The organism is Amycolatopsis sp. NPDC049688 (assembly GCF_040674975.1).
In the GTDB taxonomy this organism is placed as follows: Bacteria; Actinomycetota; Actinomycetes; order Mycobacteriales; family Pseudonocardiaceae; genus Amycolatopsis.
The window spans coordinates 833155-846192 of the sequence record NZ_JBFANY010000001.1 but is presented as its reverse complement, the minus strand read 5'-3'; the positions used below and the strand labels follow the sequence as shown (position 1 = coordinate 846192).

General features: G+C 73.5%; 13 protein-coding genes. 10 read left to right on the top strand and 3 right to left on the bottom strand.

All coding sequences use genetic code 11. The annotated features are described in order from the left end of the window. Positions 1-142: 142 nt before the first annotated feature. Genes AB0J55_RS03520 through AB0J55_RS03505 form a run of 4 tightly spaced genes read left to right on the top strand, consistent with a single transcriptional unit; the run spans position 143 to position 3385 of the window. Positions 143-427: a phosphopantetheine-binding protein gene (locus tag AB0J55_RS03520; protein WP_364242194.1), complete on the top strand. Its 285-nt coding sequence runs from the start codon at positions 143-145 to the stop codon at positions 425-427. Further along, the gene (locus AB0J55_RS03515; RefSeq protein WP_364242192.1) at positions 424-1527 is read left to right on the top strand and encodes an acyl-CoA dehydrogenase family protein; all 1104 of its coding nucleotides are present in this window, start codon (positions 424-426) and stop codon (positions 1525-1527) included. Before AB0J55_RS03520 ends, AB0J55_RS03515 begins: the two co-directional genes overlap by 4 nt. Next, positions 1524-2546 (top strand): HAD-IIIC family phosphatase, encoded by a 1023-nt coding sequence (locus tag AB0J55_RS03510; RefSeq protein WP_364242191.1) that lies wholly within the window; start codon positions 1524-1526, stop codon positions 2544-2546. Before AB0J55_RS03515 ends, AB0J55_RS03510 begins: the two co-directional genes overlap by 4 nt. Further along, positions 2543-3385, top strand: a complete 843-nt coding sequence (locus AB0J55_RS03505; protein ID WP_364242188.1) for a 3-hydroxyacyl-CoA dehydrogenase family protein — start codon at positions 2543-2545, stop codon at positions 3383-3385. Before AB0J55_RS03510 ends, AB0J55_RS03505 begins: the two co-directional genes overlap by 4 nt. On the opposite strand, the gene AB0J55_RS03500 is transcribed toward AB0J55_RS03505, so the two are convergent. Continuing rightward, complete coding sequence (locus AB0J55_RS03500; protein WP_364242186.1) at positions 3370-4200, bottom strand: PaaX family transcriptional regulator C-terminal domain-containing protein; 831 nt, start codon at positions 4198-4200, stop codon at positions 3370-3372. The genes AB0J55_RS03505 and AB0J55_RS03500 overlap by 16 nt on opposite strands. Positions 4201-4356: 156 nt before the next feature. On the opposite strand from AB0J55_RS03500, the gene AB0J55_RS03495 reads away from it, so the two are divergent. The 3 genes from AB0J55_RS03495 (at position 4357) to AB0J55_RS03485 (ending at position 7709) form a co-directional block, all read left to right on the top strand. After that, a complete protein-coding gene (locus tag AB0J55_RS03495; RefSeq protein ID WP_364242184.1) occupies positions 4357-5667 on the top strand; it encodes an MFS transporter in 1311 nt (436 codons plus the stop codon). Continuing rightward, positions 5664-7001 carry an alpha/beta hydrolase gene (locus tag AB0J55_RS03490; RefSeq protein WP_364242181.1) on the top strand — a complete coding sequence of 446 codons (1338 nt, stop codon included), beginning with the start codon at positions 5664-5666 and terminating at the stop codon, positions 6999-7001. Before AB0J55_RS03495 ends, AB0J55_RS03490 begins: the two co-directional genes overlap by 4 nt. Positions 7002-7109: 108 nt before the next feature. After that, positions 7110-7709 (top strand): NAD(P)H-binding protein, encoded by a 600-nt coding sequence (locus AB0J55_RS03485; protein WP_364242179.1) that lies wholly within the window; start codon positions 7110-7112, stop codon positions 7707-7709. Here the strand turns inward: AB0J55_RS03485 and AB0J55_RS03480 are convergent. Continuing rightward, positions 7706-8605 (bottom strand): LysR family transcriptional regulator, encoded by a 900-nt coding sequence (locus tag AB0J55_RS03480; RefSeq protein WP_364242176.1) that lies wholly within the window; start codon positions 8603-8605, stop codon positions 7706-7708. The two genes, AB0J55_RS03485 and AB0J55_RS03480, sit on opposite strands and share 4 nt — an antisense overlap. A gap of 27 nt (positions 8606-8632) precedes the next feature. On the opposite strand from AB0J55_RS03480, the gene AB0J55_RS03475 reads away from it, so the two are divergent. Continuing rightward, positions 8633-9409 carry an inositol monophosphatase family protein gene (locus AB0J55_RS03475; RefSeq protein ID WP_364242173.1) on the top strand — a complete coding sequence of 259 codons (777 nt, stop codon included), beginning with the start codon at positions 8633-8635 and terminating at the stop codon, positions 9407-9409. 132 nt (positions 9410-9541) lie between these two features. Here the strand turns inward: AB0J55_RS03475 and AB0J55_RS03470 are convergent, their stop codons facing one another. Then, positions 9542-10477, bottom strand: coding sequence for a PHB depolymerase family esterase (locus AB0J55_RS03470; RefSeq protein WP_364242170.1), 936 nt, complete (start codon positions 10475-10477; stop codon positions 9542-9544). A 215-nt stretch (positions 10478-10692) separates the two neighbouring features. On the opposite strand from AB0J55_RS03470, the gene AB0J55_RS03465 reads away from it, so the two are divergent. Then, the gene (locus AB0J55_RS03465; protein WP_364242167.1) at positions 10693-11514 is read left to right on the top strand and encodes a PaaX family transcriptional regulator C-terminal domain-containing protein; all 822 of its coding nucleotides are present in this window, start codon (positions 10693-10695) and stop codon (positions 11512-11514) included. Between the two features lie 80 nt (positions 11515-11594). Then, positions 11595-13037, top strand: a complete 1443-nt coding sequence (locus AB0J55_RS03460) for a twin-arginine translocation signal domain-containing protein (protein ID WP_364242164.1) — start codon at positions 11595-11597, stop codon at positions 13035-13037. Position 13038: the final 1 nt, after the last annotated feature.

Genomic DNA, 13038 nt, shown 5'->3' with positions numbered 1-13038 from the left:
TTATTGCGCGTGACCACAATGAAATTGATCGTCCACAACGGACAGACAAATCCGGCGAGCAAGCGATTACGCCGTTCGGCGCCGTCGGGCGCGCCGCCGGGCGTGTTAGCTTCGGGTGGGGGAATCCGGCGAGGGAGGGTGCGTGGCAGGCCAGCAGCCCGTGGGCGCGGAACCCACGGCCGAAACGATCCTGGCGGAACTGTCCGGTTTCTTCGCCACCGCGACGGCCGGCCACACCCCCGGCCCCGACGAAGACTACTTCGCCCTCGGGCTGGTGAACTCGCTGCTGGCCCTGGAACTGGTGGCGTACGTCGAACGCCGGTACGGGATCGAAGTCGGCGTGGAAGATCTCGACCTCGACAATTTCCGGACCATGAACCGGGTCGCCGGATTCGTGCTGCGGAAACGATCGGCCGGGATTCGGTGACCACAGTGGACTCCGCCGCGTTCGCCGATTCGGTGCGGCCGGACGCGGCGGGCTGGGACGCGCGCGGCGCGGTTCCGGCGGAAGTCGTCAAAGCCGTGGCGCACGCCGGTTTCCTGGCCGCCGACCTGCCCGCGGCCGCCGGCGGTGCCGGCCTCGGCCCGGCCGCGCTCGGCGAACTCTGCGCCGATTTCGGTGGCGTGTGCAGTTCCCTGCGCGCCCTGGTCACCGTCCAGGGCATGGTCGCCGCGGCCGTCCACCGCTGGGGCACCGCCGGCCAGCAGGCGCACTGGCTGCCCGCGCTCGCGCGCGGGGAAGTGCTGGCCGGGTTCGCCGCCACCGAACCCGGCGCCGGGAGCGACCTGTCCGCGGTCACCACGTCCGCGGTGCCCGAGGCCGGGCGGGTGCGCGTCCGCGGGCGCAAGCTCTGGGTCACCTTCGGGCAGGTCGCCGACGTCTTCCTGGTGCTCGCCGCGTGCGCGGGCCGTCCCGTCGCCGTGCTGGTCGAAGCCGGGCGGCCGGGCACCGCCGTCGAACCGGTGCGGGGTCAGCTGGGGATGCGCGCGGCCCGGCTCGCGCACGTCCGGTTCGACGACGTGACCGTCCCGGCGGAGAACCTGCTCGCCCCGCCGGGGTTCGGGCTGTCCCACGTCGTGGCGACGGCACTGGACCACGGGCGGTTCACCGTCGCCTGGGGCTGCGTCGGCCTGGCGGAGACGTGCCTGCGCACCGCCGCCGGCCACGCCGCGGACCGCGTCCAGGGCGGCACGCGGCTCGCCGATCACCAGGCGGTGCGCGCCCTGCTCGGCCGCAGCCTCGCCGACGTCACCGCCGCGCGCGGGCTGTGCGCCCGCGCGGCCGCCTTGCGCGAGAACGGCGATCCGGAAGCCGTCGCCGGGACGGTGCTGGCCAAGTACGTGGCGGCCAACAACGCCGCGGCCGTCGCCGACCGGGCCGGGCAGGTCCTCGGCGCGGCCGGCTGCGCCGAGGACAGCCCGGTGGGCCGGTTTTTCCGCGACGCCAAGGTCATGCGGATCATCGAAGGCGCCGACGAGGTCGCCGAACAGCAGCTCGGCGAGTACGCGTTGCGGTGGCGGCCGTGAAGACGGTCAAGTGCCTGGTCTGGGACCTCGACGACACGCTGTGGGACGGCGTCGTGCTCGAAGGCGACCGGCCACGCCCGTTCCCCGCCGCCCTCGACGCCCTGCACACGCTGGACCGCCGGGGAATCCTGCACGCCGTGGCGGGCCGGGGTGAGCTCGCGCGCGCCACCGGGCACCTCGCCGAACACGGCCTGACCGACCTGTTCTGCGCGTTCGAGGTCGGCTGGGGCGAGAAGTCCGCGTCGATCCGGCGGATCGCCGCGGACCTGAACATCGGCCTGGACACCATCGCCTTCGCCGACAACGACCCGGCCGAGCGCGCCGAGGTCGCCGCCGCGCTGCCGATGGTGCGCTGCTACCCCGCCGAGCGCGTCGGCGAACTCGCCGGGCTGGCCGACTTCCGGCCGGCCCAGGTCACCGACGAGGCACGCCACCGCCGTCACCGGTACCTGGCCGAACGGGACCGCGCCGCAGCGGAACGCGCGTTCCCCGGGCGGGCGGCGGAGTTCCTCGCCTCGCTCGGGCTCACGATGACCGTCCGGGCGGCCACCGAGGCCGACTTCGCCCGCGCGCACGAACTCACCCTCCGCACCCACCAGCTCAACACCACCGGCCGCACCCTCGACGCCGCGCAGCTGCGCGAGCTGTGCACGTCCGAAGACCACGAAGTGCTCGTCGCGGGCGTGACCGACCGGTTCGGCGCGCACGGCACCGTCGGGCTCGCCGTGCTGCGCGAAGCCGGGCAAGACGTCGTCCTGGAGCTGCTGCTGACGTCGTGCCGGGTGCTCAACCGCGGGATCGGCGCCGTCCTGCTCGGTCACCTCGTGCGGGACGTCCTCGCGCGCGGACGCCGGCCGGTCGCCCGGTTCGTCCCGACGGCCGCCAACCGGATCATGCTGGTGACGCTGCGGTTCGCCGGGTTCGAGCCCGGTGACGGGGACAGCCTGGTCTTCGACCCCCGGCGGCCGCTGCCGGCCCCGCCCGCGCACGTCCGGATCGTCGACGGGAGGAACCGGTGAAGATCGGGGTGGTGGGCGCGGGCGTGATGGGCACCGGGGTCGCCCAGTGTTTCGCCGCGGCCGGGCACGACGTCGTGGTCGCCGACCGCGACCCGGGGGCGCTCACCCGCGGCCCGGACCGCGTCCGCGCCGGCCTGCGGATGGCCGCGCTGCTGGGCGGCACCCGCCCGCCGGCCGGGGCCGCGGACCGGATCCGCTGGACCGGCCGGCTCGGCGACCTCGGCGGCAGCGAGTTCGTCGTGGAGTGCGCCGCGGAACGGCTGCCGGTGAAGGAAAGCCTGTTCGCCGAGCTGGACCGGTGCTGTCCGGCCGGGACGGTCCTCGCGTCCTGCACGTCCGCGGTCCCGATCGGCCGGCTCGCCGCCGCGACCGGCCGCGCGGACCGGGTGATCGGCACCCACTTCATGAACCCGGCCCCGCTGAAGGACACGGTGGAGGTGGTCCGCGCGGCGGCGACCGGCGACGAGACCGTCCGCACCACGACGGACCTGCTGGCGGCGATCGGCAAACGGGCGATCGTGGTCGCCGACGGCCCCGGCTTCGTCGCCAACCGGGTGCTGATGGCGACGATCAACGAGGCGATCGCGACGGTCGGCGACGGCATCGCCGATGCCGGCACGGTCGACCGGGTCTTCGAAAACTGCTTCGGCCACGCGATGGGCCCGCTGCGCACGGCCGACCTCATCGGTCTCGACGTCATCCTGGACACGCTGGTGGTGCTGCTGGAATGCACCGGGAACCCGATGTACCGCCCGTGTCCGCTGCTGGCCGAGCTCGTCGGCGCCGGCCGGCTGGGCCGCAAGACCGGCCACGGCCTGCACGCCTACCCGGCGGGCTGAACCGGCAGCAGCTCCAGCGTCCCGGCGGCCAGCGCGGCCGCCCCCTCGCGCAGGTCTTCGTCCAGCTTCCGGAACACCGTCTCGGCCTGGATGGCCGGCCAGTCCCGCGGCAGGTGCTCCGCCGGCAGGTGCGGGTCCCGCCGGACCACGTGCAGCCAGTCCGAATGCAGCACCAGCTGGCGCGTCAGGTCGTCGGGGAACGACGGCGTCCCTGCGTCCCACTTTTCCAGGAAGTCCTGGTAGCGCGAAGCGATCGTCGCCGTGTCGAACGCCTTGCCGACCAGGGCCGCCGCTTCCGTCGGCTCGGCCGGCTGCGCGGAGAAGACCGTGACGTGGCCGTCCAGGCCGAGCTGCTCGACGATCGCCGTGACGTCCCGGGTGCCGGGGGCGACCCACAACCCGTTCTGCAGCAGGCCGAACCCCGCCCAGGTCAGCTGGCGGCGGAGGTCGTGGCGGTCGCCGCGGCGGGTGTCGGGCAGGGAGAACGCGACCAGGGTCCAGCCGCCGTCGGCGGACCGGTTGACCGCTCCGGTCTCCCAGATGCGCCGGCGGCCGTCCTCGAGGACCGCGGCGAGGCGCTCGCTCAGGCCGAAGTAGACCTTCCGCCCGTGCCGGTGCCGGGTCAGCAACCCGGTGCCGGCCATGCGGGTCAGCGTCGACCGGACCGCCTCCTCCGAGACGCCGACCCTGGCGAACACGTCGATCACGCTGCCCGAGTAGATCGCCGCCGGGCGGCCGAGCAGGTGGATGCCCAGGAAGGTGAGCATGACGGACTTCGGGCGGGGCCCGGAGCCGGTCTCGTCGAGGTGCGCCACGAGCGTCAGCGTAACCCCGGCGGCGCCCACCTGATGTTGTGCAGAATATTGACGGCCGTCATGGCTCTGACTAACGTTGGGGCCCGTTCCCCCGTCGTCCGCCCCCGGACGAACCTGTTCCCCGCCGCAACGCCCCCATCGACGAGGGTGAGCCCCATGAGCACTCAGCTCCGCAGAGCGGTCGCGTCCAGCTTCCTCGGCAGCCTGATCGAGTACTACGACTTCCTCCTCTACGCCACGGCCAGTGCAGTGGTCTTCGGCAAGGTCTTCTTCGCCGACCTCGATCCGGCGCTGGCCACGGTGGCCAGTTTCGGCACGTTCACCACCGGCTACCTCGCCCGCCCGCTCGGCGGTCTGCTCTTCGGCCACTTCGGCGACCGCCTGGGCCGCAAGCGGATGCTCGTGCTGACCATGACCCTGATGGGTGTCGCGAGCTTCCTCATCGGCCTGCTCCCCGGCTACGACCGGATCGGTGCGGTCGCCCCGGTCGGCCTGGTCCTGCTCCGCGTCGTCCAGGGCATCGCGGTCGGCGGCGAGTGGGGCGGCGCCGTGCTGATGTCCGCCGAACACGCGCGGACGCGCCGCGGCCTGTGGGCCGGCTTCACCAACGCCGGCGCGCCGAGCGGCATGGTCCTCTCGACGCTCGTCATGTCCGGTACCGCCGCGGTCACCTCCGAGGCCGACTTCCTGGCGTGGGGCTGGCGGATCCCGTTCCTGCTCAGCATCGTCCTGCTCGCGGTCGGCCTGTTCGTGCGGTCGCGCGTCGAGGAAACCCCCGCGTTCCTGGCCGCCCGGACGGAACAACGACGGCGGATCCCGCTCTTCACCGTGCTGCGCGACCACCCGCGGGTGCTGCTGCTCGGCGTCGGCGTCGGGTTCGCCGCGTTCGTCGTCCAGGCCACGCTGACCACGTTCGTGCTCGCCTACGGCGTCCAGCACGGGCACCCGCGGCAGGAGGTGCTGAACGCGCTCACCCTGTCGTCGGCCTGCGCGGTGGCGGGCATCCTCCTGTGGTCCGCGCTGTCCGACCGGATCGGCCGCCGCCCGGTCGTGCTGGCGGGCGTGGTGGCGATGGCGGTGTTCGGGTTCGCGCTGTTCCCCATGGTGCGCAACGGAAGCGGGCTCCTGCTCGTGCTCGCGCTGGTGATCGGCCAGGGCGTCATCCACCCGATGATGTACGGCCCGCTCGCCGCGCTGTACTCGGAGCTGTTCGACACCGGGAACCGGTACACCGGCGCGTCGCTGGGTTACCAGCTCGCCGGGCTCGGCGCCGGGTTCGCCCCGCTGATCTTCGCCGAACTCCAGCGCGCCAACGGCCCGTCGACCACCCCCGTGTCCTGGACCATCGCCGCGTTCTGCCTGCTGTCCGCGGTCTGCGTCCTGGCACTGCGGGAAACCCACCGCCGCGAGCTCACCCCGGAGGCGACGGCCCCCGAACCCGTGCGACAGGAAGGAAACCGGGCATGAGGCTCCGCCGCCTCGGCGCACTCTTCGCGGCCACGCTGACCGCGTTCGGCCTCACCACCGCCGGCCCGGCGCACGCCGCCACCCCCACGCACTACACCGGGCAGCTGCCGGACGGTGCGAGCTGGGTGGCGGACGTGCCGCCGGCGTGGAACGGGACCGTCATCCTCTACAGCCACGGCTTCGGGCCGCTCGTGGCGCAGAACGCGCCGGACGCCGCGACCGGGCAGGCGCTGCTCGACGCCGGTTACGCGCTGGTCGGCTCGTCCTACAGCGGCCCGTCGTGGTGGGCCGTCGGCCCGGCCGTGCGGGACCAGTTCGCCTCGCTCGGCGAGCTCGTGCGGCGGATCGGCGAGCCCCGCCGCACCATCGCGTGGGGCACCTCGATGGGCGGGCTGGTCAGCGCGCTCGAAGCCGAGTCCGGCAACCGGCGGCTCGACGGCGTGCTCACCACGTGCGGCCTCGTCGCCGGTGCGCTGAACCTGAACGACTACCAGCTCGACGGCGAATACGCGCTCTCCCGCCTGCTCGCGCCCGCGCAGCCGGTGAAGCTCGTCCGGTACGCGAGCGCCGACGAGGCGAACGCGGCGGGCGCGGCGCTGACGAAGATCGTCGCCGACGCCCAGGGCACCGCGGCCGGCCGCGCCCGGACCGCCCTGGGAGCCGCGCTGATGAACACGCCGGCGTGGCTGACCGGTGCCGCCCCGCCCGGTCCCGCCGACTACGCGGGCCAGGAGCAGCAACAGCAGCTGGCGCTGACGCAGTTCGTGCTCGGCTTCGTCCTGTCCGGCCGCTACCAGATCGAGCTCGCCGCCGGCGGGAACAGCGCGGCCAACGCGGGCGTCGACTACCGCACGCTGCTGGCCGGCAGCCCGCTGGCCCGCCAGGTCCGGGCGCTGTACCGCGCGGCCGGTCTCGACCTCGACGCGGACCTCGCCCAGCTGACCCGCCACGCGGACGTCAAGGCCGATCCCGGCGCTGTCGCCACCCTCGCCCGCACTTCGACGGCGAACGGGCGGCTCCGCGTGCCCGAGCTGACCATCCACACGATCGCGGATCACCTGGTCCCGGTCGAACAGGAGAACTGGTACGCCCACCGGGTGCGCGCCGCGGGCCGGGAATCCCTGCTGCGCCAGGCTTTCGTGGACGCGGCCGGGCACTGCGCGTTCCGGCCGTCGGAAACCGTGGCCGCCCTGCACGCCCTCGAATCCCGCATCGAAACCGGCCACTGGCCCGACCTCCGGCCCGAGCGGCTCAACGCGGCCGCGGCCGCCCTCGGCGACCCCGGGCGCTACCTCCGGTACACCCCGGCGCCGCTGACCGGCGCCCGCCGCTGATCATGGGGCCGCGGTGCCCGGCACCGCGGCCCCACTTGCGTTTCGGTAAACCATTCGTTGACGACTCGGCATTTGAAGTAAACCGGCGGCGTCCCTAGCGTGGCCGGTATGCACCTCACGATCCTCGCGGCGACCGGCCGGACCGGACTCGCCCTCACCCGGGAAGCGGTGCGGCGCGGGCACACCGTGACCGCGATCGCCCGCGATCCCGCGCGCATCGCCGTTCCCGGAACGGCCGGGCTGCAGAAGGTGGCGGGAGACGTCGAAGACCCCGCGAACCTCGCGGCCGTCATCGGCCCGGACTCGGTGGTCCTGTCCGCGCTCGGCACGGACCGGGCCGGCGTCCTGTCGGCCGGCGCCAAGGCCGTCGTCGCGGCCGGACCGCGGCGGATCATCTGGCTCGGGGCCTACGGGACGGGCCCATCCGCGAGCCCGGCCTCCGAAGTGCTCGCGAAGGTACTGGGCGACCGGCTGGGCGACAAGGTCGAAGCCGACCGCACCGTCCTCGCGGCCGGCGGCACGGTGTTCCACGCCGGAATGCTCGCCGACGGCCCGGAAAGCCCGCATCGGCGCACGGTGGGCCTCGACGCGGCACCGCCCTTCGACCTCACCGCGACGATCAGCCGCGACACCGTCGCGGCAGCCATGCTCGACGAAGCCGAGACGCCCCGCTTCACCGGCACGGTGGCCGTGCCGGTGGCCGGTTAACCGGCGGTCACCTCGTCGAAGGCGGCCCTGACCTGCTCGCGGAGCCAGGCGTGCGCGGGGTCGGAGTCGTAACGCTGGTGCCAGGTGCAGCAGATCTCCGCCGCCGGCGACGCGGCCGGCAGCGGCCGGGTGATCAGGCCGAAACTGTCGACGAGCGGGCGGCCGAGGACTTCCGTGCAGCTGACCAGCACGTCGCTGCGGGCCGCCAGCTGCAGGGCGGCGGCGACGGTCGCCACCGCCGCGACCACCCGGCGGCGCAGGCCCTCGGCGGCCAGCACGTCGTCGATCGGCGCGGTGAGCCGGCCGCGGCGGGAGACCAGGACGTGCGGCGCTGCGGCGTAGGACCGCAGGTCGAGCCCGGCGGCGCACGGGTGCCCCGGCCGCATGGCCACCACGAGCGGATCGTGCCCGAGCACCGCCGACCGGAACTCGGGCAGGTCCGGCCGGCTCCCGCCGAGTTCCAGGTCGACGCGGCCCTGCCGCAGGTCGTCGGTGTCGGCGGAGTGCTCCGCCAGTACCCGCAGCTGCGCACCGGGCGCCTGGTCCTGGAGCCGGCCGACCAGCACCGGGACGACCGACGCGGTGAGGGCGTCGTGGCACTGGATCGTGAAGGTGCGGTCCAGTTCGGCGAGGTCCAGCTCGCGGGCCGGCCGCAGCACCGCGCGGGCCTGCCGCACCAGCCGGTGGACGTCCTCGCGCACCGAAAGGGCGTACGGCGTCGGGACCATCGTGTGCCCGGTGCGGACCAGGATGTCGTCCCCGGTCACCGCGCGCAGCCGGCCCAGGGTGCGGCTGACCGCGGGTGAGGACAGGTGCAGCCGCTCGGCCGCGCCCATCACGCTGCCCTCCTCCAGGAGGGCGTCGAGCACGGTGAGCAGGTTCAGGTCGAGTTGCACGAACGCAAGACAACCACAGGAGGATTCATGAGCCAGGAGCTGCTCGCCGCCACGACCGCCGCCGTCCGCGACGCCGGCGCCCGGATGCTGGCGCGCTACTCCCCCGCGTCCCGCCAGCCGGGTCTGCCGGAGTTGCTGGACAGCCTGCACGCCAACGACACGGCCGTCGCCGAGGGGCTGCGCCCGGCGCTGGCCGCGATCCGCCCGCAGGCGCGCTGGCTCGACGACGAGCACGGCTCGGGCCCGCTGCCGCCGGGTGAATGGTGGCTGGTCGACCCGGTCGGCGGCAACGTCAACGCCGTGCACGGGATGCCGGACTGGAACGTCGGGGTGAGCCTCGTCCGCGACGGGCGCCCGGTGCTGGCGGTGCTGTACTTCCCCGTGCTCGGCGAAATGTTCACGGCCCGCGAAGGCGGCGGGGCGTTCCTCGGCGGCGAGCGGCTGCAGGTGTCCGCCAAGACGTCGCTGGCCGGCGCGTTGACCGGCACCGGCCAGGCCCAGCCCGGCCACGACCCCGGGCTGCTGGAGCGGATGGGCACGTCGTTCACCGCGATGGCGGCGGTGGCCCTCCAGGTGCGGATTTCGGTGCCGGTGAGCCACCAGCTCGCCCAGGTCGCGGCGGGCCGGATGGACCTGCACTGGCAGTTCGACAACGTCCGGTCGCACGCGTCGGGGGTGCTGCTGGTGCAGGAGGCGGGCGGCGTCGTCACCGGGCTCGACGGCGAGCCGTGGGATCTCGCGGGCGGGAGCTACCTCGCCGCCGCCCCCGGGGTGCACGCGGCCGCGCTGGACGTCCTCGGCTGAGAGCGGACCGGGTTCCCGGCGGTGCCGGCGCGGCCACCACCGGGAACTGCCGAGCGGCGAACACCGTTCGATCGATTTCCCCGGTATTTCGGGAGCAATACTCGAAAGCGCTTTCTCCCGTCCAGTGTCCGGTCAGGACAGCCCGAAGAAAGCGATGGCCACGGCGGCCATCCCGGCCGCGGGCAGGCTGTGCCCGGCACCCTGGATGCTGTAGGCCTCGACCCGGACGCTGCCGGAGCCGTCGGCGTAGCGGCGCCGGTTCCAGCCGGCCTGCGGGGTGTCCTGGGACGTCGGCGTCTGGCTCAGCCCGGCCACGTTGGTCCACTGCTCGATTTCCTCCTGCAGCAGCGAATAGGGCACGAGCGTGTCCGCCGTGCCGTGCCACAGCTGGACGCGCGGGCGGGGACCGGTGTAGCCGGGGTAGGCCTGCCGGACCGCGTCACCCCACTGCTGGGGCGTGCGGTTCGCGCCACCGCTGCCGGTGCACTTGCTCGACCACGGCGGGAAGTCCGCGGCATTCGCGAAGCAGCTGAAGGGAACGCCCATGAACGCCGCGCCCGCCTTGAACACGTCGGGGTAGAGGGCCAGCATTTCGTTGGTCATCATGCCGCCGGAGGAGGAACCGGTGGCGAAGACGCGGTCCGGGTCGCCGCCGTACCGCTGCTCGGCGTAGGTCACCATCGACGCGATCGACACCGGATCGCTGCCGCCGCCGCGGCGCTTGGCCGCGTCGGACCACGTGTCGAAGCAGTTGCCGAACCCGGCCTGCTGCTGGGCGCTGGGATAGATGACGAGGAAGCCGTAGCGGTCGGCCAGCGAGGCGAACTCGCTGCCGGAGTAGAAGCCCGGCCCCGAACCACCGCAACCGTGCATGGCGACCACGATCGCGGGATGGGCCGGCCGGGTGTCCGGCACGTAGACGTGCATGCGCATCCCGCCCGGGTTGTTCCCGAAGCCGGTCACCTCCACCAGGGAGGCGGCCTCCGCCGTCGGCGGGACGGCCACTGCGGTCACCGCGGTCAGCAAGCCGGCCGCGAATGCCGTGAACGCCGTTCTGAATCCACTCATCGGTGACCTCCGTTCGGCGATCCCCCTCGCCGGTGACGTTAGGCAGACTGCCGACGACCGTCAACGAAACATCCATTATTTACGCGGTTCAGCCCAATCGTGGAATCGAAACTTTCGCTCGGGAGAACAAACCTTCGACATATTTCCGGCGATCGACGGCCGGATGACGAACGAGCCGCGGGGCGTTAAGTTGGCTTGCGGCGAGGAGGTGGCGCATGGCCGGAGCGGACGGCGAAGGCACCCCCGGCGTGCGGCCGGAGACCCTGCTGCTGACCCTGCTCGGCGACCACGTGCTGGACCGCGGGATCGCCGTGTCCACCGGCGGCGTCATCGCCGCGCTGGACCGCCTCGGCGTCGGCGAACACGCGACGCGGGCGACGCTGAGCCGGATGATCCGCCGCGACCTGCTCCGCACCCTCCGCCGGGGCCGCCAGGCGTTCCTGGGCCTCACCGGGCACGGCGCCGCGGTGCTGCGCGACGGGCAGCGCAAGCTCGACGGCGACATCGTCGACCGGCACTGGGACGGCCGGTGGACGCTGCTGACGTTTTCGGTGCCGGAGAGCAGGCGCGCGGACCGGCACGCCCTGCGCACCCGGCTGGACTGGTACGGGTTCGGGCTGCTGCGCAGCGGCCTGTGGGTCTCGACGTCGGCCGCCGACATCGCCCCGGCGCTGGCCGAACTCGACCTGCTCGACCACGCCGAGGTGTTCCGCGCCGAACCGTTCATGTGGACCGACCCCGCGCGGATCGCCCGGGAGGCGTGGGACCTCCCCCGGCTCGCGGCCGGGTACGAGCAGTTCCTCCGCGGCTGGACCGGCGGCGCCCACGGCGAACTCGACGAGCTGTCCCGGAGCATCCGGCTGGGCGCGGAGTGGCTGCTGCTCATCCGCCGCGATCCGGTGCTGCCGCCGGCACTGCTGCCCCCGGGCTGGCCGGGCACCCGCGCCGCGGCGTTGTTCCGCAGCCTGCGCCGGCGGTGGGCGCGCCCGGCGGGCAAGCTGGCCGCCGAGGTGCTGGAGTCGCTCGTCGACGAATGACCGGTCGGCGGTTGCAACGTGGCATGCCACGTTGCAAACTGGCCACAGCCCGATCCCGTCCCCACCCCCGGAGGTCACCGGTGACCGACATCGATCGACGCGACGTGCTGCGTGCCCTCACCGCGCTGGGGGTGACCGGCGTGACCGCGAGCCTGTTCGGCGGCACCGCGGAGGCGTCCGGCGAGAGCCCGCTGGACCTCGAGTTCTCGATTGCGAAGCAGTTCCGGCCGTTCGACCTGATCGCGCCGAAGTTCGTCCAGGTCGACACCACCGCCCGCCCGGGCGCGCTCGTCGAGACCGGCGTCCGGCCGAAAGCGCCGTACGGAACGGTGACCGTCGAGGTGCTCGACGCGGGCGCTCCCGTCGTCGCGGGGCTCGCCGGCCACGGGGTCTCGGTGCTCGGCACGTACGACCCCGCCGCGAAACAGGCGGGCATCGAAATCACCACGGCGGCCGGCACGACGGTGGTCAAGACCGCGCCGGCCGACCTGCCCGCGTCGTTCGGCTTCGCCGTGGTGGTGAACGAAAACGCCGTGACGGTGCTGGCCGACCGGGGCACCGGCTGGCGGCCGCTGCTGACCGAACGCGACCAGGTCCGCGCCCGGATCGACCTGCGGGACCCCGCGGTACTCGGAAAGCTGGGGTACGCCTACGGCCGCCGCGGCCCGGCCCGGCTGGGCCGGGTCCGGGCCGGCTACTTCGGCCAGGCCGGAGTCCGGGACCCGCACGTCGTGCAGTACGCCGACGGGCGCCCCTACATCCGGCACGGCAAGCTCTACCTGACGATGACGAACGCCGGCCTCGGGTTCTTCCAGCAGGCGCACTGGGCGGTGTGGACCCTCGACCTGGCCGACCCGGCCAAGCTCGAACAGGTGGCCACGCTGTTCTTCGCGCGGGACGGCGTCGTGCTCGGCGATCACGCGGGCCAGATCGTCGTCGACGACGACCGGTTCATCCTGCTGATGAGCTCGTGGGGCGACTTCGCCTTCACCGGCGTGCACGTGCGGCACACCGTCACCCGGGAGAACGTGCTCTCGGGCGTGCACGTGCTGCCCACCGAGCAGCTGGCGCTGCCCACGACGGTCAGTTCGTGGGACCCGGCCCTGACGAAGATCGGCGGCCGCTGGCACATCGCGTTCGTCGAAAGCCCGGCCCAGCAACCGGCTTTCGTGTTCCACCCGGCGCTGGCGGCCGCGCCGCGCGGCGCGGACTACGACCACGGCCTGACGCTGCTGGGCGCCGACCGCTCGGTCACCCAGACCGAGGGGACGATCCTGCAGCGGGTGGGCGGCCGGTGGTACCTGTTCGCCAGCGACGGGAACGCCCGCGAGTACCCGGTGTACGACCTGCAGCTGCGGAAACTCGGCACGCTGAACGCGCCGTACGGCACCAACATCCCGCACCCGATGCTCGTCCGGATCGGCCGCCGGTGGTGGCTGCCGACGTTCGACGGGACCCAGTACGCCGAGGACGTCCTCGGGTACGGCGGGCACGGGGACTTCATCCTGATGCAGTCGTCGTGAC